Source organism: Nocardia sp. CDC519 (assembly GCF_059509835.1).
Genome location: NZ_CM183377.1, coordinates 3,387,257 through 3,410,919, shown reverse-complemented (window position 1 = coordinate 3,410,919; position 23,663 = coordinate 3,387,257). Strand labels below are relative to the sequence as shown.

Below are 23,663 nucleotides of genomic sequence, written 5' to 3'. Positions count from 1 at the left end.
TTACCGCCGGAACCGTCTTGCCGAACGGCACGTGAACAGGCGTGAAAGAACCGGCCAACCGAGCTCAGCGCGCGGTCAGGTTGCGGTCGACCCGCGGCAGATCCAGGTTCAGCGGGATGCGGCCCGCGGCCAGATGCTGCTCGACCTCCTCGGCGGGCATCGGCCGCGCGATCAGGAAGCCCTGGGCCCGGTAGCAGCCGAGACCCACCAGGGTGCGCGCCGCGACCGGCGTCTCGACGCCCTCGCCGACCACGCCGAGCCCGAACGAGCCCGCCAGCCCGATGATCGACTTCACGATCGCCAGATCGTCGGTGCTGGCGCCGAGGCGCTGCACGAATCCGCGGTCGATCTTCACCGCGTCCACCGGCAGCGCCTTCAGATGCGATAGCGAGCTGTATCCGGTGCCGAAATCGTCGATGGCGATCTGCACGCCCATCCGCTTGAGCCCGCGCAGCGTGACCTGCGTGCGGGCCAGATCCTGCACCACCACATGCTCGGTGATCTCCAGGCATACCGAGCTGCCGTCGATGCCGAACATGCGCAGGATGTCCTCGATGCGTTCCACGAAATCCAGGCTCACCAGCTGCACCGGCGACACGTTGATCCGCATCACCACATTCGCGGCCAGGCCCTGTCTGCGCCATTCGGCGAACTGGGCGCATGCCGAACGGATCACCCAGCGGCCGAGTTCACCGGCCAGATTGGTGGCCTCGGCGACGGTGACGAACGCGCCGGGCGGCAGCAGCCCCCTGGTCGGGTGCAGCCAGCGCACCAGCGCCTCCATGGCCACGATCCGGCCGGTGCGCAGGTCCACTTCGGGCTGGTAGTGCAGGATCAGCGAACCGTCGCTCACCGCCCCGCGCAGGTTCAGCTCCACGTCGTCCTGGAGTTCGAATTGCGCGCGCATGGCGTCGGTGAAGATCGCGACGCCGTTGCCGCCGCCGGATTTCGCCGAGAGCAGGGCGTGGTCGGCGCGGCGCAGCACGTCGGCGACCGTGGTCTCGCCCGGGATGCCGACCGCGACGCCGATGCTCGCCGCCCGGCTCACCGACTCGCCGCCGACGGTGACCCGGCGGCCGATGAGCTGCTGGATGCGGCCCGCCTCGTGTTCGGCGGCCACCGCGTCCATCGGTTTGGCGGGCACGATCACGAATTCGTCGCCGCCCAGCCTGGCGATCATGTCGTTCGGGTCGAGGTTCTCCCGCAGCCGGGTGGACAGACTGCGGATGAAGTTGTCGCCCGCGGTGTGGCCGAGGAAATCATTGAGCGCCTTGAGCCGGTCCAGGTCGAGGAAGAACGCCGCGACCGGGCCCGGGCTGCCCTCGCTGAGCCGCTGCTCCATGTGCTCGAGCAGGGCGCGGCGGTTGGCCAGCCCGGTCAGGTCGTCGTGCAGCGCGATGTAGCGCAGCCGCTCCTCGGCCACCACCCGGGCCTGCAGCTGTGCGAACAGGGCCGCGATCGCCTTGAGCACGTTGAGCTCGCGGGTGCTCCACTCCCGGTCGCCGACCTTGATGAAGCCGAGCAGACCGGTGGACTGGCCGCGCGAGACCAGCGGCACCGCCGCCGAGGTGACATTCGGCAGCCCGGAGGCCCGCTGAATGGTCTCCTGATAGTCGGCGTCGGAGCCGGTGACCAGGAACGGTTCGGTGGCGTGCTCGAGCGCGCGGAACACCGAATCGGCCTGTTCGAAATACACCACCCGCAGCGGGTCCGGATCGGGCACGTTCGCCCGGTGCGGCCATTCGGCCACCAGCACCGTCGCCCGGCGTTCGGTATCGGTATGCCGGACGTAGCTGAAATCGACGTCGAAATAGTCGACCAGCGTGGCAAGGACCTTCTCGGTCGCCGACACCATCGTCGTGGCGTCGACACCCATGAGCTCCGCGGCGACCTCCGTCACCAACGAGTCGAGCGTCCGCCGAGGCACTTTGTCTCCGATCGCGCTAACTGCGGGTGTCCGCGCCAGGCACCGGTCGCCGCCTGCTGCGCACACCGGCCGCGGCCGCGTAGCTCAGGCGAAGAACCAATGCCATGGTCTCATGTTCCGGCACTCCCAGTAGGTCCAGGAAACAGCCTTGAAGTGACGCTAGTGTATCTGCGTACGCTGGAGAAATCGCGTTCGAGTCGCGCTCACGTCGCGAATAGAGAAACACCGGCGACATCGGTTGCACCGCCAGACCGCTGCGCTGAGCCTGGATCCAGACCCGTTCCACGGCCCCGCCGGCACGCACATATCCGGCCAATGACCGCTCATCTGCGCCCGGTGGGTCGGTGAAGGTGACCGCGACGATCGCCGAACTCGAGCGCACCCGATCGCGGGCGTAATCGCCCAGCGCGGCCCCGGCCGACCAGCTGTGCAATTGCGCCATCACATCGGCGCGTCGGCCGATCTGCATGGCCGCCCGCTCGTCGGGCGCCAGTTCCAGCGTGCGCACATCGATGCCGGTGTCGAGGTCATCGGCCGACCACCGCAGTTCGGCGAACATCTGCTCGTGCAGCAGCGGAGTGAGATAGCGGATGCGGTCGGACTCGGCCAGTAGGGCGGCCGCGCGGTCGAGGCCCGCGCGGTCGGTGACCAGGCGCAGGGTGGCGCCTTCGGCTGCGGCCGCCGCGGACAGGCCGGCGAGCACGTCGGCGGGGATCGGCGCGCCGGTGCCGAGCCTGCGGTTGGTCTCGCGGGTCAGCGCCAGCGGATAATCGGCGGCGGGCGCGTCGGCCGGTGCGCCGCTCCGGCGCAGGATCGCGGTGATCGGCGCGGCGCCCGGGTCGGTCGATTCGACGAGTTCGCAGGCACCGAGCATGCCGTGCGCGGCCGCGGCGACCCGCGCGTTGTACAGCGCGGCGCCGAGGGCGACAGCGCTGCCGCGAAAGCCGACGTCCATGGCGGTGGTGGCCGAGGGGTCCAGCGCGAGGCGGATCTCGTCGTCACCGGCGTGCAGCGTCCACGGCTGGACGTTGCCGCCCGACGGCGCGCGCTGGGCGCAGGCCAGGATCCGCTGGATCGGATCTGCGGGCTCGGACTCGGGGCGGCCGGCGTCGGCGCCCCAGTCCAGATCGTCGGGCGGCGACGGCTCGGCGAGCCCGTCCAGATCGCATTCGAGGTCGACCCTGGTGCGTCCGGACGGCAGTTTCTGGCCGAGCCCGATCCGGCGGATGGCCGTGGTGACACTCGCGCCGCCGAGCATCACGTCACCGGCCAGTTGGGGCCAGCTGCTCAGGGTTTCGCCCACCTCGACCATGCTGGCCGCCATCCGCGAGGACAGCTCGGTCGGCCCCATCAGCGCGACCACATAGGGCGCCTTGTCACGGGTGGACAGCCCACGTAGATCGCTCGCGGCGACCCCGCCGAGCAGCCCGTGGAAGGGCAGCCGCTGCGGTTCCAGGTCGTAGCGTTCCACGTCGAGCAGGCCGCGGTCGCTGGTCTCCATCACCACCGGAATGCGATGCCTGCGCGCGGCTTCGCGGACGACGAGTTTGATATCGAGCGAATCACACTCCTCCACCACCACCGAGAGCCCGGAGACGAATTCCTCCACCGAATCCTCGTCGACGCCGCCCCGATAGACCTCGATCGGCAGATACGGATCGAGTTCGGCAATCTTGCGCGCGGTGACCACGGCCTTGTTCGTCCCGATATCGAACAGGCTCGCGGGCACGCGATTGAGATTGGACAGCTCGAGCACGTCGAAATCGGCCAGCCGCAGCGATCCGCAGATTCCTTCCAGCGCAATCGTGTACGCCACCGCGTGGCCGACGCTCTGGCCCACCACCCCGATCGACATCTCGCGCAATCTGCGCTGTTCATCGCGGGTGAGCTTATTGCGATTGCGGTCGAGGCGAATGGCGCGCAAGGTCTGCGGGCCCGGCAATCCGAGAACCCGTCCGCGCCACGGATAGTAGATCCAGCGATCCGATTCCGGGCCTTCCACGCGTTCGGGCGGATCGGTGAGTTCGGCGAACTCGCGGTCCAGCAAATCGCGCAGATCACTGAATTCGATATCGCCGCACGCACGCAGTTCGGCCAGCACCCGGGCATCGCCCGGGTGCTGCGGATCCAGTATCAACGGCCGATATTCCACCCCCCGGTCACCCTCACCGGCCATACCCGAACCGACTCTCCGATCTGCGTCCGGAGCCGCGGCGCACCCGCTCGAGCGCGCCCTCGGCCACTCCCATATCTCGAAGTTCATCGCACATCAGCAGATACTGCAACCGATCGGCGAACATCCGGTACATCCGGGTGTCCCACCAGATGGGCACCGTCTCGTAGCGGTCGTCGGGGTAGGGCACGGCGGGGATCAGATCGGCCGCGACACCGCCGCTGCCGCGATGTCGACCGGTGGTGAAGGCGGCCACGGTGGCGAAACCGTACCGAACGCCGAGAATGCGCGGGGTGTGCGCGATACAGCGCGAGATCGCCGCGCCGAGTTCCCTGCGGTTGGGTACATCCCGTGCCACCCAGGCGCCACGGGATTCCACCACGCCGCGCGGTATCCGCCGGGCAACCATGGCTCGCAGCTCACGCTCGCCGGGGCGGCCGGCCCAGGGCGCCAGCGATCCGACGTCCGAGGTGCGCAGGTACGGCCCCTGCGCCCGGACACCGGCGACGACGGCGCCGCTGCGGTCGGTCGCCGCGAAGAACAGCGTGGTGGATCGGCCATCGGCCACCGCGTCGTATTCGAGGGCCGACTCGACCCGGAAGTGCCGGTAAACATCCAGCGCACCCGCCAGATATCGATTCCACAGCTGCGGGTCGGCGGCCGGGGTGGTGGCGGTGAAGTCGCATCCGGAGACGATGTCGTGAAATCGCACCGCGGGGGCGCTACAAGTCTCAACCAGGTCGACGGCGATCGTTTCGACAGCCATGACGTTCCTACTCTGTTGCTGTGTGCGCGCACACAGTGATCGAACCCATCAGACAGACTCACCCGGCGCCCCGAACGCGGAGTGAGTACGTCATGGGCAGTATGGGTCATCGGGGCCAGAATTGACTAGATATCTGGTTAATCTTCCGAAAACCAATTTTTCTTCCGGAAAAACCCGCAGGTCAGGCCGCTCAAGTCCGCATACCGGGATAGAAACGAGACCGGTTGGTACGTGTACAGCAAACTAACGGCAAGCTACACCAGAATGGAGATGAACAACTCCACCGAATGCGGGCCGTGCCAGATCTCGATCTCTTCACGGTAAGCGCGGGTGATCTCGGCCGATGCGGTCGCGTCGTCGACCTGAGCCCACACATCCTCGACCGGATCGTGGTAATCGCCGTTCGGCACGAACCGGGCGTAGACGCCCTTGGGTACCCGCACCAGCACATCACCGACGTGAGCGGCCTCGGGCGCCGGATACTCGAAACCGACCAGCGCGTTGTAGGTCTCGGTGGGATCGGGGACATAGACGGTGAACATCGGGCCGCCGGCGGCCGCGCTGCCCGCCGTCCGATCGCGCAGGCGATCCTTGAGGAACTCGATCAGCTCGCTGTTGCTCACCTTGAAACTCGGCCGCACCCGCGGCACCACCAGACCGCCGTAGATCGCCTCGCTGCGGACGACGATGGAATAGCTCATCGCGGATCGACCGCCAGGTAGAGATCGATCTTGTAGGCGTGCGGATAACACTCGAAATCGCCGGTGAAGGTGCGTTTGATCTGCTTGTGTTCCTCGGCGTAGGCGATCTGGGTCCACAGGCCGGTCATGATCTGCGGGAACTCACCCATCGAGGAGAAACGCGCGTAGGTGCCGCGCGGCAGCCGGGCCACCAGATGGCCACGGGTGACCTCGTCGAACGACGAGCACTGATAGCCGACGATCTGGGTGTTGTAGGTGCCGAGCTCCGCGGAGTAGTCGGTGTAGGCGCTGGCCAGCGGCCCGCCGAGGTCGTGGTGCAGCACCGCGGCCCACGCCGCTTCCAGGTCCTGATCCCGCAGTTCCCGCAGCGCACGCTTCGGGCTGCGCACCGGAAGCCCGGCAACCCACGTCTCGTCCCGCTCGACGATTTCAAACTGCATGGAAAGACTCTTTCGAGATGAATCCACCGGGCATAGTCCGCATCCGGTCGGCCAGGACCGCCATGCTACCAATCGTGGCGGGCGGTGCCGGTCACAAGATCGTTTCGCGCACGTCGCCTTCAACTGGACATTTGCACAGGAAACCCCGTGGCGTGTGATCGAATTGGCTGGTGTGCCGGACCATCGCCGAGCTCGACGAAACGCTGACACACTGCCGGGCCTGCCCCCGCCTGGTGGCGTGGCGAGAACTGGTGGCCAGGGAGAAGCGCGCGGCCTTCCGGGATCAGACCTATTGGGGCCGCCCGGTGCCCGGATTCGGCCCCGCCGACGCGCGCATGCTGATCGTCGGCCTCGCGCCCGCCGCGCACGGCGCCAATCGCACCGGCCGGATGTTCACCGGCGACCGCAGCGGCGAGGTGCTCTACGCGGCGATGTACGGGGTGGGACTGGCCAATCAGCCCACCGCCGTGAGCCGTGACGACGGGCTGCTCCTGCACGGCGTCCGGATCGCCTCACCGGTGCGGTGCGCTCCCCCGGCCAACAAACCCACCCCGGAAGAACGCGACCGCTGCCGGCACTGGCTCGACACCGAACTGCGGCTGCTGGCACCGACGCTGCGCTCGGTCATGGTGCTCGGCGCATTCGGCTGGCAGGCCCTGCTCCCGGTGCTCGCCGACGCCGGCTGGCAGATTCCCCGGCCGCGACCCAAGTTCGGCCACGGCGCCCACTACGAGCTCGCGCCCACCGACACCCGCGAACCGCTGCAGCTGTTCGGCTGCTATCACGTCAGCCAGCAGAACACCTTCACCGGGCGGCTCACGCCCGCCATGATCGAGGACATGCTCGTGCGGGCCGCGACCGCCGCCGGGTTACCCGCCGGGCGGTAACGTCGAGGCCGATCACGTAACCGAGGACCGCGGAGACTCATGCCGGACAACCCCATCGCAGTCCTGCAGCGCTGGCACGATTCCGGCGCCATCTGGCGCGTCACCGCGCGGCGGCCCGATGCCGTCACCGTCACCTTCTACCCCTGCACCGGCGACGAGGAACTCGACCACCTCACCTCCTCCGACCCGGACCTACTGCGTTACCTCGCCGGCCGCGACAGCAGCGAGGACTGACCGCGGCGCGACCGAGCGCAGGTAACGGACTCATCCCAGTCGCGCGCCATCGTTGACCAGGTGCGGCCGCTCGGCCATGATCACCACTACCTCGGTGGTCCCAGGCTTGTGCAGACGAGATGGCCCGGGCGACCTGACTCGTGCAGGCCGACCGGCAGGGTTAGAGAGGTTCGGACAATTGATTCGCAGTAACCGTTTCCGCAGCTGGTCGGCTCGATTCGGAGTGCTTCTCGGCGCTGTGTCCGCAGGTGTGCTGTTCGCGGCCCCCGCCCAGACCGAACCACTGTTCCCCGGCGGACCCGACATTCCCGGCGTTCCGGCGATCATCCCGACCTCAGCGCCCTGCGCTCCCGAAGCCCGCGCCTGTATGCGGTTGAGCACCAACGAGGCCTGGCTGGTCGACAACGGCCGCGTGGTCTTCGGACCCACCCCGATCTCGCACGGTATGCCCGGCTACGAAACGCCGCCTGGCGTGTTCGACGTCGACTTCAAGCGGCCCTTCCACTGGAGCACCATGCATCACGCCCCGATGCGCTGGGCGGTGTTCTTCAACAACGACATCGCCTTCCACGTCGGTCCGGTCGAGCACACCTCGCACGGGTGTGTGCGGATGACCGAAGAAGGCGCGCACCGGTTCTTCGAATACCTGCATCCCGGCGACCGGGTCGACGTCGTCCGCTGACTCTCCGACCGATAAGAACCGCGAAGGGCCAGTCCGCCCGCCACGACCCGCGCCGACGGACTCGACACGTCCGCGTCCGCTGAGCACTGTGATCGGACTCGCTGCCGACGTCGCCGCTACATGCCCGCGCCCGAGTCTGGGGTGGAATCGACAGCACCGCGCTCGACGGGCGCGCGCCGCCGTGCCTCGAGGCAGAACCGACGATGGTCGGTGTGCCGTCGCGGCGGCGCGGCCCAACAGTCCGGGGAGAACTGCGCGCGCGAACTCTTTCCACAGCTGGCAAGAGGCCTGGTTGCACCCGCACCGGGATTGCGAAAATCTTTGATCCGAGTGCGATCCCGACGGCCGCTCGGCCCGACGCTGTCCGGGTCGGGTTCACCTGGCGCAGGACGGAGGTCCGCCGACGTGGGAGAGTGATGTGATCGGTCCGGAGGGTGCGGAACTCGCGGAATTGGCCGATCGGATCGTCGCGGGGCTGCGTGCGCTCGCGCCGCCGGGGCGACACCGGTTGGAGGCGTCCTTCGCGATGACCGTTGTCGCCGAGTCTGCGCTGTTCGTCGCCGATGACGGCGACCAACCGGTCAGATGTCAGGTGTCGGATGAGGTGTGGGAGTTGGTACGCCGACATCGCGTCCTGTCCGCAAGCCTCGAGGATGGGCCGTGGTGGCGGCTGATCGTGCACGTCGATTCCGATGGGGCCGAGGTCGTCATCGATCGGGGCGCGGAGCCATTCTCCGGTGAGCAATTGTTCGCGCCACAGGCTTATCTGGCGGATCTGGAACAGTATCCGCACACGCGGCTGCATGCGTGGCTGGCCGCCTACATCGGGCGCGGTGAGCCCCAATCGAGGTCGCCGCGCGCAGCCGCGGACGCTGTGCGCGCTGATCGGAGTGCGGGCGTGCAGGCAGTGCCGGTGGCCGGCGAGTTGCCGGATCTGGCGGCGCTGTGGGCCCGGTGGGCGGTGCTGTCCGCGGCATTCGTGGCGGCCGGGTCGGAACGGGGCCCGCGTATCGGCCCGTCGGTCGGCATCTTCGAGAGTTCACGGCACAGCGGTTCGACATTGACGCTGCTGCCCGGTGATCGGGCGGTGCTGTCAGGTGGTGTCTGGGATGCACCGGTCTTGGTAGCCGCCTACAACGGCGATGCGGCGATGCCGCGATTGTTCGCGGGAGCACCGGCCTGGGTGGCCGACCCGGTTCTCAACCCGCGGGTGTTGACCGGGATGTTGTCGTTTTGCTACTGGTGGGACCAGGGACAGTGGTACCGCGGCGAATCCGCTCCGATGGCCGAATGCGCACCTGCGCTGCCCGCCGTGTGGACGGCCGATTCGGTGGCGAAGGTGGTGGCGGGCGTGCTGGACGGCCCGTCGCAGGATGCTGCTGAACTGCTGGTCTCGGCCGCGCAGGCCAAAGCGGTGACCCGCGCGGCGATCGCGCAAGTTGTCGGCGAGAACGCCGAGGTCGATGCCGACGGCGCCCTGTTCCAGTTCGTGCTCGCCGATCTCGTCGCCGGAGACGTCGTCGGCATCCTGGAGGCGGAGGCGCTGAAGCTGGTCCGAGATCACATCCGCGGCCGGGGTTACGACACGACCGAATTCCCGCTCTCGACATTGCGGGCCGAGCGGATCAGTGTGGGCTGGATGGTGCGATCGCCGGCGCCGGAGAGTGAGATCGCGCTCGACCGGGCGGTCTTCTATGTCGCGGACGATGGCGTGGTGGAGCGCTCGAGCTCCTCAGTGCCGTTGTCCGCGTTCATCGCCGATTTCGAGCACCGATTCCGACTACGGACCGGCGGACCGATGTCATCGGCCCGAGGTGGGAGATGACCGGCGAGCTGCGACTGGACTTGGATGGCCTGCGGGCGCGCGGCGCGCGGCTGGCCGCCATCGCCGATCGGGTACAGCGCACCCACGCCGGGCTGCAGGAGTGCTTGCGGCTGGCGGAAAGTAGCTACGGCGACGACTACATGGGGCGCATGTTCGCCGAGGAGTTCACGCCGCGCGCCGAACACGTGGTTTCCACCGTGGAGGCCATGGCGGGCAGCCTGCGCCGGACCGCGGCCGGAATCGTCAGCGCTGCCGATACATTTGATGCACGAGACGCCGACGGCGCCAGGAGGGTGGCCGCGGCGGGTCAGGATCTGGGCCCGGGAAGAGCCGGCCACACCGAGTGGCCATCGAATGGCACGGCAGACCCGCAATCGCCGGCTGGACGCCGGCCGGACCCGTCCCATCAGGCCGAGGTATCGCTGGAACCGAATCCGCCGGAGTATCCCGTCAGCGGGCCGCAGGGCGCCGACCGGCTCCCGACTGGTGCCCACGACGGGCCCGTTGGCGCGACGCCGTCCGGCGGATCCCCGGAGCTGCCTTCGGTGGACAACGGACAACCATCCCAGGCGCCGTGGGGTCGTTCCCGGCCCGAATCCGGCCCAGCGAGCGACGATGCGGCCGGCGCGCCCGGCCAGCGGTCCGGATCGCCGGCATCGCCATCGTCGTCCGCGGCATCACCTTCGCCCGCAGCCGGGTCCGGTGCCCGGACGCCGAGCGCACCGTCCGGCGGCGGCGTGGCAGGACCCGCGGGACGGGACGGGACACCGTGGACGGCGCAGCCGCCCCGCACACCAGGCCACGTCCGCACGCCGGGTGCACCGCCCGGCAGCCGGGTCGCGGGACCCGCTGGAAGGGATGGAACACCGTGGACCGAACAGCCGCCCCGCACACCAGGCCAACCCCGGACACCGGGTGCCCCCGGAAACGCTGGACGCCCAGCGAACGCCGGGGCGGATCCGCGGCAGGGTCCCGCACCGCGACCGAACGCGCGGGCCGGTGACAAGGCCCGCGAACGTGATCGACGCGACGACCGGGCGGGATCGGAGATCGAACGGCTGGCACGCGCGTTGGCCGAGCGACACGGCGTCCAGGTAACCGGTTTCGATACTCCCGGTCTTCAGCTCGCGCCGGTACAGGAGTTCGTGACCGCCGTGGACCGGGTCCTGACCGACTATCCGATGATTGTGCTGGAGATCGTCGCGGTCGCCGAGCTCGGTGACGGGCTCGGTACGGTCTGGTGGGATCGCGCGGCACCGGACATCGAGGACGGTGCCCGGTCGATGACGCTCGACCGGTACGCCGCACAGCAGCCGAGGCAACCTGCCCGGCCTTCGCCTGCGCCCGCACACACCCAGGTGACTACAGCCGATACCGAGGAGTCGGGCGCGCCGGCACCGCCGGATATCTCTACGGCCACCTTGCGGGCGTTCGGCCGCGCTTTCGACGCTGCCGGTGGCGGTCTCGCGCGTCGGCAGGCGCAACGCGTCCTGATCGCGGAATACCTGAGCACCCTGCCGCGCCCGCGCCCCGCCCTCTCCGAGGTGGTGCTCGGCTACCGGGGCTGGCGTGCCGAGCTGACCGGAGGCGTAACGGCGCCAGCGGAATTCGATGTGGACGAGGCTCTCGGCATCGCGTTCGCGGAGGTAGTCCAGCGCGGCGAGCAGGCCGGCATTCAGGCACGACTGCTGCATGCGATCCTGGTCGCGGCGGCATCGCGACCGGAGTAGGTCGAGGAGATGGACGGTTCGCTGTTCAGCCCGGTCGTGGAGCTGCGCAGAGCCTTCGAAGCGCTGCCCGGTTTCCTGCGGACTCCGATCGAGCTGGTGGTGTTCGGCGGGGAACTCCCCCGTGCCGACATTTCCGGGTTGCGCCGGCTGGCGGCCGAGTTACGTGCCCGCAGTGCAGAACTGGACGGCCACTCGGCCGATCTCGCCAGCCTGGTGACGCAAGAGGATTCGGTCGGCGAGATGGCCGAGGAGCTGCGTACGATGCTGAGCTCCTATCGGAAAGACGCGGCCCGGCTCGGCAAGGATGTGGACGCCCTGGCCGATCAGGCGCAGGGGGCGGCCAACGACGCGGAGAAGTGGCTGTGCGTGATGTTCGCGTTCGGAATCCACTTGGCGTGGCGGATCTACGGTTTGATCGCCGCCGCCACGGCGGCGGGTCCGGCCGGTCCGGTCGCGGCCGCGCCTGCGGTGCAGGCCACCCTGGCCGAGGGCCGCGCCGAGGTCGCCGTGATGCGCGCGGGCCTCAATCAGGCCATTCGGGCGGGTGGAGCCCAGGTGGCCGCCCGACTGAGCGGCTTGGGGCCGGCACAGTTCGCCAAGTGGATGGGCATGGCAGTGGCGCTGCCCGTGGGTGTCGACGCCGGTGTGCAGGCGCTACAGGTCGCAACTGGTGACCGAACGCTCGAGATCATGGGATCGGACGGTTCCAACCCCACGGGTATCGATCTGACGTCGATCAAGGTCGCCGCTCTGGCCGGTGCGGGCGGCGCGGCCGGCGGCATGCTCGCGGGCCGGTTCGCTCCGATGGTGTTCCCCCAGATCGCGTCCAGTCGGTTGGCCATGGGTGTGGTCCATGGTGTGGCCGGGGGGATCTCGGGCCTCGCCGCGGCCTCCTTGGTCGCGGGCTGGCCGCAGCACTACGAGCAGGTGCTTGGGCCGCTGCTCAACGGCGCTTTCGCCGGGGGCGTGTACGCCCGAAGCGCCCGCCCGCCCGCGGTCGACGGCGGAGGGGCGTTCACGCCACCCGATGCCGTCTCGGCCGGGCAGGACGGGAAGGCCGCAGCGCCTCGGCCACCGGTCACGGTGTCGCCGGAATCGAAAAAAGCGTGGAACGACGCGCGGCAGGCATGGAAGCCGGTTGCGGCGACCGGGAATTCCACGCAAGCCCCTGCCAGGCCCCCTGCCGAGGGCGCGGGGAAGGCCGAAGCCGCGCACCCACAATCGCAGAGCGGGCAATCGGCATCGGCATCGGCATCGGCATCGGCTGACGGTGCCGGTGCCCGGACGGCCAGGGCGACCGATGGTCGGACGCCCGAGGGTTCCGGTGATCGAGCGCCAGAGGGCGCCGGCAGCCAAGCACCCCAGGGAACCAGCGCCCGAACACCCGAGGGAACCAGCACCCGAGCACCCGAAGGGACCAGCACCCGAACACCCGAAGGAACCGGCGGTAGAGCAGCGGGAGCGCAGACCACTGCCGGTGCTGCGGCATCGGATTCCGCGCCCGCTCGGCCGCGTTCGGATGCGACCGCGACAGCCGAGCGGCCGCCGACGGAGAAGTCGGCCACTGCCGGGCGAGCGCCCGTGCCTCGGGCCGAGGCGGCGGGAGAAACCTCGCCGCCGCCGAATGTCCCGGCGAGTGCGCGGCCGGACGGCGGGGTTCCCGACAAGGCCGTTCTCCCGGCCCGAGAACACACTGCGGTCGCGGACGGCGCCGGCAACGCGGCGCCCGCACGCCCCCATCCAGTCGCCGACGACGCAGCCGGGCCGTCGCGAGTTCACGACGAGCATCGATCGACGAGTGACGGAGAACAGCCGACTCCGCTGCGGCAGGCCGCCGGCGAACACGAACCGGACAATCCCGCGGACTCGCATCGAACCGACTCGACCGGTGACGGCGCCGAAGCGGCTGCGGCGGAAACTCATTCGTCTCCGATTCGCAACGAGGACGGTGCCCCCGCCTCCGATCAGGGCGGTCGGACCGACGGAGCCGATGCGTCCGCCGGTCCGGCGCGTAGTAATCGCGATCGGGCTGTCGATCTGCTGGCCGAATACCATGCGGCCTCCGCCGACCATGTACCGGAAGGTCAGCGCCTGCGCAACCTACCCGACGACGTGTTGTCGGCCGGTTTGCGCAGCGGCGATGAGCACCAGTCGATGCTGGCGACGGTGGAGATCATCCGGCGTGGCACGATCGATGCGGACACGCCGGACGGCATGGTGTTGTGGGTCGCACAGGCCGAGGCCGTCTACACGCTGGCTTCACGTCCGGTGGAAATGAAGCCTGGACAGGGCAAATCGCTGGTATTCATGGCCGCTGCGATACAACGTGCGGTGCAGCACGGCGATGTTCTGCTCGTGACCACGGCCGATGGGCTGGCCCATCGTGAAACCGAGGCCTATCGGAAGTTGTTGGCCAACTTCGATATCGATGTGTTCCGGGCCGACCAGGAGAGCGGCTTCGGGCCGATCACGAAGGGGCGGCCGGCGGTGGTGGTCGCGACCGGCGAAACAGTCGGGCACTTGGCCAATGCCGGCATCAAACCCCCACGGCATGTGTTGATCGACGAGTTCGACGCCGTCATCGACCGTGGAGAACGGCAGTTCCTCCGGTCCGAAGGTCCCGAACAAGCGGCGCCGGAGGCCACGGCGAAGCAGGTTTTCGACGCGCACGACTTCCTCGCGAAGGCGATCGCGAACAACAAGCTGTCCCATGAGGATTTCGGTCTCGCGCGAATTGCCGAGGAAATCGGCGTGCACGCCGACGGCACACCCGAAATCCTCTACTGGTACGACGGTCAACCCGAGCTCACGCCCGGGGGGCGGGCAAAGCTCGAGGCGCTGCCCGGCGGCAAGGACTGGCTGGAGGGAATGGGTCTCTCCCGGCTGGAGACCGCGGCCCACGCCGAATTTCTCGTCCGCAGAGGCGTCCACTACGAAATGGACGCGGGCAAGATCGTCATCATCGATCAGGCCGAGCACGGACTGCAACGGAACCCGAAGACCTCGAGCGAGTCCCGGTGGAGCGCGGAGCCGGGCAAGGCAAGCCTCGCGCAAGCCATCGAGGCGAAGGAGTTCCGCGCGGCCGCGGCTCGGGGGGAGAGTCCCGAGCAGCATCAGATCATGGTGCGCGCGGATGCGGAGTCGGCCAAACGCATAGATTCGGTCGAAATCTACCGTGTCGGCGACAAATCCCTCTTCGATGAAGTGACCGGCGCGTCCGGCACGCTCACCGACCTGAACCCGGTGCTGAAGAAGATCTACGGACTGGAACCGGCACATGAGATCGCGCGGTCGCAGCCGCATCGGCTGGTGGAAGGCCAGCACGACGTAGTCGAAAGCACCCACGCCAAGCTGCGCACGATCGCCGAATACGCGAACGAGATGCGGGATGGGGGTGCGGGCCGGTTCCAGGAGATCCTGGTTCACCGCAACGACCTGGTCGAGCGGCAGGTGGAGGCGCTGGTACGCGCCGGCGTGCCGAGAGAGGCGATCGAAGCGGTCGACGCCAAGCGGATCATCGGCTGGGGCGCGGACTGGGAAGCCCAGCTGCAGAAGATTTTCGACGAAGCCGGTGAGCAGGGCAAGATCCTGGTGATCAACGGGCAGGGCCGACGCGGCGTCGACATCTCGGTATCGGGCGAGGTGAAGGCCAAGGGCGGCATGCATGTCTGGATCACCGAAGCGCCGGAGCAGTCGTACATCCACGAGCAGGCCAAGAACCGGACGGCACGTAACGGCCAGCTCGGCAGCGCGCAAGTGGTGATGTCGTCCCAGGATGCTCTGATTCGCAATGCCATGCACCTGCGCGGGGTCCGTGAGGCGGTCGTCCACTATGAGCAGGCCGTGGCCGCTCACGAGGCCGCCCCCACGCCCCGGACTCATGACGCCGTCGTCGAGGCGCGTCACGCTGTCCGTGAGCTGGTGCCCGAACTACAGCAGCGGGCGCTGCGGCACGCGACCGCGGATTTCATCCGGCATCACGCCTTCTCGACCGCCATGCCCGCCCTCGCCCTGGCCGAGGCCGACACCGGGCTGTACGCAGGCGACGTCGACTTCACCCGTCCGGACGTGCCGGCGGATCGGAGCGCACGCCTGGCCGGGTTGCTGGGAATTCCGGCTGAGACCGTCGCGGACCACATCGCCGTACTCGAACGCACTGGTGCGCTCGACCCGATCCATCAGCTGCTGCAACCTGCCGGTATCGCCCCGGCGGCCGCCGAGGCACTACGTCAACATGTCGATTCCACCGCTCCCGCAACGACATTGCAGCACGCTCTGTTCACCGACGAGCAGGCTGTGAACCATGCGATTCCGTTGCGGGACCGGCTCGCCGCCGGACTCGGCCTGCCGATCACCGCTGTCGATGGCGCCGAAGGTATGCGCACGCTCGATCCGGCGGTGGCCGAAGCGCGGGACGCTCTCGCCGCAGCCCTTGGTTATCCCGCCGCCGGCATCACCCCCGCTATCGCCCGGGAGATCCTCGGTGAAGCGCTCGGCGATCACTTGCTCGCCGCGAACACCGCCAAGTCCGAGGCTTCCGACGGACCTGCGACACGTGACGAGGCCGCCGCGGCGGCAGCCGTTTCCTTGCCGATCGACCACGACCACCCGGACGGGACTGTCGTGGACACGGCCGACGTGGACGCGGCCGTCGTGGACACGGCAGTCGCGGACACATCAGCTGTGGACACGGCAGTCGTGGACGCGGCGGTTGCGGACACGACAGTCACGGACACGGCAACCCAGGATGCCGCCGCTCAGAAGCCTGGCACCCAGACCAGCGCTGTCGACCACGGGACAGCCGACGATATCGTTGCCGCCGCGTCGCGATATCTGCCGCTCTCGGCTCTGCTCGACTTGGTCGTACAGATCCATCGGCGCAGTCCCACCAGTTGTGTCAACAATGCCGTGACCGGAATGCGAGTGTTGTGTCCCGACAACGCCGACCGCTTTCAGGTGCCGCCCACCAAACTGGGCGGATACGGGCTCGACGACGTCCACCGGATATTCGGTGCGGAGCTCGAGGGGCGCGGGTCGCTGCACGAGGTGGTCGAATCGCTCGAGTCGCGGCCGGGTGGGATCACGGTCCTGGTCTACAAATGGAAAGACACGGCCAACGGCATCAGCACCGAGGCCGACGACCATATGGTGCTGCTGGTCAACGACAGCACCTCGGTCGACGATCCGAAAGTGCTCGTCGTCGATCTGGCCGCCTCGCGGGATCGTGACACCGCGAACGACTACGGCCCCAAAGACCTCCGCAACCGCCGCACCCTGCTGAACAAGGCTGTCGGCTTCGATGATTGGCTCCGCGACCAGCAAAAACGCATCAGCCTGCCCGCGGAACAACAGCGGTTCGAAACCATCGAGTTCGACCGGGACGGCAACCTGGTCCCCCGATTGCGCGCGGACGCCCCCGAGGCCGAGCAGCTGCCGCCGGACCAGCGAGTCGATGTGCCGGCGGCCCTGCAAGACGACATCAACGCGATACCCACCGGCCAACCCGGCCTGGACGACGCACTGCTGGTCCGATCGGGCGCGGCCGCAGACACACCGAACGATCCGCGCCGTGACGACCACATGTCGGCCGACGGCCGGCCCCACGAGGGATCTGACCACAGGCGCATCGGCAGCAGACCGTCGCAGAGCGCAGCCGATCCGCCGTCGCCGAATACCCGCAAGCAATACACCGTCCGGGCAAGCGACGCAGCACAGGGCCCCTCCGGCAGGGCAGGTGAAAGGGCGCGCACGCGCACCATCTCAGCGGAACGTCACCGCCTCGAGAGATTGCTGAACGAGTCGTTCAGCTGGCTGGATTCCGACGGCGTAGACATCGCGGTCATCCTCATGTCGGAACTGATTGCGAACGCCCTTGCCGATACCGACGGCAAGGTCGAGGTTGTCATTACCCAGACCGACACGGCGGATGAACGCAAACTTCGTTTCGAAGTTCACGACGAAAGCACATATTCACCCGAGATCCGCGATATGCCGGACGCATCCGCCGAACGCGGCCGCGGTCTGCCCATGATGGCGGCGGCCGCCGACGATGCCGGCATAACCGCATTCAACGACGGCTCGGGAAAATCCTCGTGGTTCGAAATCCACCGGCCGCTCACCGCAATCGATCTGTCTGCGCCCGCCGGGAAGGATCAGCCCGGAGCCCCACCGGACAGCATCGGCAGTCGGCCATCAGGGGACGCACCCCGCCGACCGTCGCCGGACAACGATCCGCAGGCCCCCGCGGTCCCGGTCGCCAACATCCGGGCTCGTCTCGCAGAACTGCGAGCGGCCGAGCAGGCGAATGCGCCCACGACCGAGCGGTCGCGGCAGTTGACCAGATTCGCCAGCGCGGTCGAGGAAATGGCGGACGCCGCTGCCGCGATGGCCCGCTCCCGCGTCGATGCTGACGACGAAACTCGTTGGCGTGCAGCGCTTTCCACTGTCAGCTCGATCGCGGCCACGATCATGGCCGCTGCCCGCGACACTGCCCATCACGACGAGGCCGTCGGAATGCTCGCCGATCTCGGTGGCGCGGTCGTCGGTCAGGTGCACCTGGTGTACTCCGCATTGTTCGACCGCATGCGGGCCGCGGGGCAATATCTGGACGCAGTCGACCACACCGACATACTCGAATACCAACGGTCGGCCCGGCAGTATGAGTCGCTGGTCGAACAGATCGATTGGCTCGATGCCCTGATCGCGGTCCTGGAGCGCGCGTCACCGAAAGACCCTTCCCTGCAGTACCGATCGCTGATCGACACGTTCCCGCATGACCCGGCCGCCCGTGCCCTCGATCCGTCACCGCTGCAAACATGGCTGACGCAGGAGGCGACCAGTAGCGCAGACCGGTCGATCGAGCTGGACCAGCGGGCCGCAGCCGCCGAACAACGCCATCGAGCCGCCTTGGCCGCTGTCGGTGACCTCGACCGGCTCCTGATCCCCACCGACCCTGGCGGGCCGGTCGACGCGCAACAACCCGGCTCCATGACGGATGCGCCCGCGTCGCCCGTCGCTGCACCGGACGGGTCGCCGCTGGCCAACCAATTCGCCGAGGACCCTCCGCACATCCAACAGCTGGCACGCACGATGCTCGCCCGGCAACCGGCCGATATGGCCCAGTTGGTCGCCGACGCACAGATCGTGCTGTTCGGTGAGACCCACACCAACCCGGCAGGACGGGATTTCCTCACGCAACAGGCCGCTGCGCTGCGGGCCGCCGGCGTCACCCACTACGGGATCGAGGCACCTCCGAATCCGGCCTTCGACGCCCTCAACGCGGGGGAGAACGTCGACCTCAGCGGGATCCAATGCGGGCCAGGCTTCACCAATTGGGCCGACACAGTCAAGGCCATGGCCGCTGCCGGAATCACCATCGTTCCGTTCGATGTGCAACGACCCTCGTCATCGAAGGGTTCGCCCCTGCGTGACGTACGCGAATCGCATATGGCGCAGGTCATCACCGAAACGATGCGGGCGCCGGGCGCGAAAATGGCGATCCTGGTCGGGCTGGATCACCTCACCAGGCAACAGGAGATGTGGTCGGACGTCACCGGCGCCTATGGCATCGCACTGGCGCAACGATTGACCGACGCCGGATTCGCCACCAGAACGGTGGCGATGTGGGGTGGCGAACCAGATCAGCGCGAGGTCGTGGACGACGTCGCACGCCGCCTGGGCCTCGGGGACGAAACCTTCGTCACCGATCTCGCGGAAATGCATGGCACGGACCGCGGATTCTACTCTTGGGAATCGGATGTGCTTCTTCATATCGGCACACCGGCAACCTATTCGGCACAGGGTGATCGTCGTTTTCCAGCCCCGTCGACAAGACTCGGGTACCGGGAACCCAGCGGATCATCCTCGCTCACCGACCGCACCGCTACGGCCGCCGCGAACCAACTGCGACTGACCACGGCCGCTGATCAAGACTCGACCGGCAAGACGCACGCCGTCGCCACCGCTCGCGCGGATATCCGCCGGTTCGTCGCCGACTGGGCCAACGCGGACCAGGCACGCTCCACCGAAACTCTTGGTCGGGAATTGGTATCGATGTACACCCATACGCGAGGTGGCGGGGAGGTATCGGCGACGAAGTCGGGAACGAGCGGGTCCCGGATACTGCGCTTCGAGATATCCGACGTCGCCGCGGTGACACCGACCCCCCTCATCGTATATTCCGAGAATACTGTCGCGGAGCTGGCCCGCTACATGGCCCACCGTTTCGGCATAGATCGCCGCCGGGACGGCACCACCACGATATGGTTCGAATTCGACGAGGCCGGACCGAGTTTCAGCGACTTCGCCTTCGCCGCAGTGCACGGGAAGGAACTGCCCGACGATGACATCTGGGACGATGCCGGTGGTGAACGGCCCACCGCGCTCACTGTTGCCCCGGAATCCGACGGATCGCCGGAACGCCCTGGAATCGCGGGACTTCCGAGCATTTCCCGCGACGCTCCGCCCGTCGCGGAGCCGAGCAGGCAACTGCGGCCCGGCGAGCTCGACCGATACGCCACCACCGTCGACGCCCTTCCTCCCCTGCCGGATGGGCACGCCCGCGTCGTGCACGTCACGAGAAACCCGGCCGCCATCCCTGGGATTATCGACAACGGCTTGCGCTATGTGGATCAGGGAGCCCTGCATGGGACCGCGCGGATATTCGGGCCGAACGACGAAATCGGTTTCGACGCTCACGGTGATCCCCGGTTCACCGGGCCCGGCGCGACAGCGATAGTTCTGGACGTCCCCTACACCGAGGTCGAGCTGCACACCGATATTTCGCGAGCGCCGGGATACCTCCCGTCGACGTATCTGGTCGGCGTCATCGACGTCAGCGATCTGGCCTCCGACTCCGATCCCGGGTCAGCCTCTCACCGGACGCCCGCGGCTGAGAACGCTCCCCATCGGCCGTCGGATGCGCGATCGAACACCCGCACCGACCCATCGGACGCCCTCGACCTCCCCACCCGCAGGGCCGGCGCCGAGTCGAAACATCCCGGCGTCATGGACCCACCCGGCCGGTTCGACCCAGGCCAGGTCACCGCGTACAACCCCGACGGTTCCGGCGACGACCACGCCCACACCTCCGAACGATCGGAGCCGATCCCCGCCGACCCCGGTACCAGCGATCCAGCGGTCGCCGCGATGCGCCAACTGCTCGGCCCCCTCGCCACGCGTTTCGCGTTCGCCCCCGGTGCGCGCAGCTACGACTTCCTCGACTACGACATGCTGCGTGCCGACCTCGAGGCGTTCACCGAGCAATTCGCCGAACTGCGCGCCACCTTCGACAGCATCGGCGGCGCCGATTGGCATGCCCAGGTGATGGACTTCCTGCGCGCCAGGACCGAGGAAGCCCCGGTCGTCCGCTACGTCAACAGGTACGACGCCACCGGCCCGGCAGACCTCACCCAGCTGCTCGAGGGGATCTCCGGCGAGGTCGACAGCTCGGGCAACCTCATCCTGCGGGTACGAAGTTCCGACCGCACTCCCAGCGGCGCCGAGATGTTCGATGACCTGTGGCAGGCGATCGGCCGAGACGTCCAGAGCATCCAGGGAGCGTGGAAGGCCGAGGCAGGCCAGGATTCCAACCTCATCACGTTCAACGCGGGAATCGCGGCCGGTCTCACACCGGAGGAGGCGGCCCGCACCACCTGGACCGGGAAAATGGCCACCCGCCGCGGATTCACCGAGGTCGAGGTACTGGCGCTGGAGGGACCGCCGGCGAAGCACACTCGCGTTGCCGTGGCGTTCACACAGCCCGTGTCAGCGGGCGTCGCCGATCCGGGCACGACATCGCCCATCGCACAGCCCGATGCACCGCGCGCCGACCCCACAGGTATCGGCAGAACCGCGAATGCACCCGTGGCTGCCTCGGACGCCCTCGACCTCCCCGGGCGCCGAACCGACACCGCGCCGAAGCATCCCGGGGTCATGGACCCACCCGGGCGCGATGATCCGGGCCAGGTCACCGCCTTCAACCCCAGCGGTGACGACAGTTCGCATGCCAAGAAGAAGCCGGTTGATCCGTTGGTGGCGCGGCTGCTCGAGGTCATGGATCCGCAGCGAATCCGGTGGGTGCGCAACCGGTTAACGCTCGAGATCGCACACGACGCAGGGGCGGGCGGCGGCTCGGGCACAGCGCATCATGTCCGGCTCAGCGAGGCCCGTGGGCTGCTCGATGAACTACTCGACCAGATCACACACCCGGCCGCCGCCGACCCGGCTCGGTTCCAGCTGTTGACGCATCTGTTCCACGCGGTGGAGGCGCGGCACGCGGCCACCGGCGATGGGCGGCATCCGATCGAGAATCGGATAGACCAGCTGCGCGAGAACTTGGGTAGCGCTGATCGTCATTCGAGAGGCGCTGCGCCCACCGGCGACCCCGCGATCGACAGCACCCCGCGGCAGCCGGCCCTGTTCGAATCCGAAAAGGGGTCGACGATATATGACGAAAGGCTGCAATACGGACGCGATATCTGGGGTGAGGTCGTCCCACTGCTGACCGATGAGGAGATCGGCGCACTGCGGCACTTCACGAGGGATGCGTCCAGGGACGAGTTCGTCGCTCTGTTGGAAGGCGCGCTGCGGGGCGAGGTCGAGCCCACTCCGCAGCTCGCCCGAGCCCTCGCGGTGATCAGGAATGTTCTGGCTCGCCAACCGCTGCCGGAGGACATGGTCGTGAACGTCGGCTTGCCGGCGCATCTGCTCGACAGGACGAGTGATCCGACTGGCACTGTCATCCACATACCCGAGTTCATGCTGGCAATGATGGGCGTGCTCCCGCCGATGCAGGGCGCGCGGCTCGATGCCGACCTGGCCGTTCCGGCCGGGACCCCGGCCTTTCCGGTGTTCGTCTTACCCGACGCGCCGGCATTTCCGCGAATTCTGCTGTCGGATGGTCTGTGGGTCCGCGTCGACGGCGCCAGAGATATCGGGGACGGCCACTGGCGGCTACGTGCGACGGTCGTGCCGAAACCCGGCGCCCCGGCCGCCGACCCCTTGCCCGCGACAGCCGTGCTTCCCGCCTACACCGAGCCGCCGACAACCATCGTCCCCGCCTACACCGAGCCGCCAACGACAATCGTCCCGGCCTACACCGAGCCCGCACCACCGGTGCATCGACCCGAGCCACCCGCCCTCCCGGATCACGAAGCACCGCCAAGCCCCAAGGTCGGCAACCCGTGGGCGGCGGTGGATGTGACGCCGGCCCCAGCGCCTGTCCCGCCGAGCACGCCCGACCACCGCAGCCATCCCGACGCTCATAGCGCGAACGACGCTCCGGCTCCCGGGAGAATCGTCCGGCACGATCCCGAAACCAGCCCCGGTATCGCCGGCTGGGATCCGAATTCGACAGCATCCGTTGGACACCCCGGCGAGGCACCACCTGCGCCTGCCGACCATGCCGAACGGGCGGCCGGCCCGATCGCCGCCGTCAGCGATATCGGCGTCGGGCCCGAGCGCGGCGGCCGCTCCAACAACGAAGATGCGTTCGAATTCCGCACCGTGCACGTCGAGGGCGACGAACCGGTGCATCTCGTCGCCGTCGCCGACGGGGTAGGCGGTTCCCCCATGGGCGGGGAAGCCGCGCTCGCCGCCGTGCGTGCGGCAGTGACCGGTATGGCGCAGGCATCGACTCAGCTGGCAGCGGCCGGCGAGTTCTCGCCGATACGCGCGGTGCGACGCGGAATGTCCGCGGCCCGCGCCGCCGTCGCGGGGTTGGCCGAAAACCCGGGCCAACCCAACTCACCCGATGCCGCCACCGCACTCGCGGTCGTCCACGGCAACAAACTGGTCATCGACTGGGCCGGCGACACCCGCATCTACTGGCTCCCGATGGACGGCGGGCAACCGAAGCAACTCAACGTCGACGACACCATCGTGCCCAAACTCGTCGCCGACAAGATGCCCGAAGGCGAAGCACTCGCACTCTCCTTCTCCGGCCAACTCACCCGCTCCCTCGGACGCCCACTCCCCGACGACGCCACCTCACACGCCACCGAATTCACCCTCGACGGCCGCGGCTACATCCTCATCGCCACCGACGGCATCTGGCACGACACCTACCAAGCCGATGCCCTCACCGCCATCGTCCGCCAAGCACATGAGCAGACACCCGGCGACCACCACACCATCGCCGCCACACTCAATCAACACGCCCACACCACCGGCACGCACGACAACATGACCGACCTCCTCATCTGGGTCGACACCACCCCACCCGCGCAGCCCGACGCCGATCCCCGGCAGAGCTTCATGCGGACCGATGGGAACACCGCCACCCCACAGCCCAGGGCAT

At 68.3% G+C, this 23,663-nt stretch carries 11 protein-coding genes (1 of these 11 cut by a window edge); 6 read left to right on the top strand and 5 right to left on the bottom strand.

Going from position 1 to position 23,663, the window contains the following annotated elements; translation table 11 throughout:
- Positions 1-64: 64 nt before the first annotated feature.
- The 5 genes from AC5W7N_RS14940 to AC5W7N_RS14920 all read right to left on the bottom strand — a co-directional run bounded on the left by AC5W7N_RS14940 (position 65) and on the right by AC5W7N_RS14920 (position 6,007).
- Positions 65-1,900: a putative bifunctional diguanylate cyclase/phosphodiesterase gene (locus AC5W7N_RS14940; protein WP_163811502.1), complete on the bottom strand. Its 1,836-nt coding sequence runs from the start codon at positions 1,898-1,900 to the stop codon at positions 65-67.
- 43 nt (positions 1,901-1,943) lie between these two features.
- Positions 1,944-4,103: an Rv1355c family protein gene (locus tag AC5W7N_RS14935; protein ID WP_194989381.1), complete on the bottom strand. Its 2,160-nt coding sequence runs from the start codon at positions 4,101-4,103 to the stop codon at positions 1,944-1,946.
- Positions 4,093-4,866, bottom strand: a complete 774-nt coding sequence (locus AC5W7N_RS14930) for a hypothetical protein (protein WP_163811338.1) — start codon at positions 4,864-4,866, stop codon at positions 4,093-4,095. Before AC5W7N_RS14930 ends, AC5W7N_RS14935 begins: the two co-directional genes overlap by 11 nt.
- Before the next feature lie 254 nt (positions 4,867-5,120).
- Positions 5,121-5,567, bottom strand: a complete 447-nt coding sequence (locus AC5W7N_RS14925; protein ID WP_163811336.1) for a GyrI-like domain-containing protein — start codon at positions 5,565-5,567, stop codon at positions 5,121-5,123.
- A complete protein-coding gene (locus AC5W7N_RS14920) occupies positions 5,564-6,007 on the bottom strand; it encodes a GyrI-like domain-containing protein (RefSeq protein ID WP_163811334.1) in 444 nt (147 codons plus the stop codon). The genes AC5W7N_RS14925 and AC5W7N_RS14920 overlap by 4 nt, the downstream gene beginning before the upstream one ends.
- A gap of 170 nt (positions 6,008-6,177) precedes the next feature.
- Between AC5W7N_RS14920 and AC5W7N_RS14915 the strand changes: the two genes are divergently transcribed.
- The 6 genes from AC5W7N_RS14915 to AC5W7N_RS14890 form a co-directional block, all read left to right on the top strand.
- Positions 6,178-6,894 (top strand): uracil-DNA glycosylase, encoded by a 717-nt coding sequence (locus AC5W7N_RS14915; RefSeq protein WP_163811332.1) that lies wholly within the window; start codon positions 6,178-6,180, stop codon positions 6,892-6,894.
- Positions 6,895-6,933: 39 nt separating this feature from the next.
- Positions 6,934-7,128, top strand: coding sequence for a hypothetical protein (locus AC5W7N_RS14910; RefSeq protein ID WP_163811330.1), 195 nt, complete (start codon positions 6,934-6,936; stop codon positions 7,126-7,128).
- A 238-nt stretch (positions 7,129-7,366) separates the two neighbouring features.
- Positions 7,367-7,810, top strand: coding sequence for a L,D-transpeptidase (locus tag AC5W7N_RS14905; protein ID WP_280499726.1), 444 nt, complete (start codon positions 7,367-7,369; stop codon positions 7,808-7,810).
- Between the two features lie 418 nt (positions 7,811-8,228).
- Positions 8,229-9,635 (top strand): hypothetical protein, encoded by a 1,407-nt coding sequence (locus AC5W7N_RS14900; protein WP_495921733.1) that lies wholly within the window; start codon positions 8,229-8,231, stop codon positions 9,633-9,635.
- Positions 9,636-10,780: 1,145 nt separating this feature from the next.
- Positions 10,781-11,365 carry a hypothetical protein gene (locus AC5W7N_RS14895; RefSeq protein ID WP_163811324.1) on the top strand — a complete coding sequence of 195 codons (585 nt, stop codon included), beginning with the start codon at positions 10,781-10,783 and terminating at the stop codon, positions 11,363-11,365.
- A gap of 9 nt (positions 11,366-11,374) precedes the next feature.
- A protein-coding gene (locus AC5W7N_RS14890; protein ID WP_495921732.1) for a DUF5005 domain-containing protein crosses the window boundary here: on the top strand, positions 11,375-23,663 show its start. It continues 36,812 nt past the right edge of the window; 12,289 of the gene's 49,101 nt are visible here — the first part of the coding sequence; its start codon is at positions 11,375-11,377; its stop codon lies off the right edge, out of view.

Bases quoted from the DNA above. Each gene is read 5' to 3' on its own strand.
- AC5W7N_RS14910 (WP_163811330.1), top strand. From the start codon at position 6,934: ATGCCGGACAACCCCATCGCAGTCCTGCAGCGCTGGCACGATTCCGGC.
- AC5W7N_RS14925 (WP_163811336.1), bottom strand. From the start codon at position 5,567: ATGAGCTATTCCATCGTCGTCCGCAGCGAGGCGATCTACGGCGGTCTG.
- AC5W7N_RS14930 (WP_163811338.1), bottom strand. From the start codon at position 4,866: ATGGCTGTCGAAACGATCGCCGTCGACCTGGTTGAGACTTGTAGCGCC.
- AC5W7N_RS14920 (WP_163811334.1), bottom strand. From the start codon at position 6,007: ATGCAGTTTGAAATCGTCGAGCGGGACGAGACGTGGGTTGCCGGGCTT.
- AC5W7N_RS14935 (WP_194989381.1), bottom strand. From the start codon at position 4,103: ATGGCCGGTGAGGGTGACCGGGGGGTGGAATATCGGCCGTTGATACTG.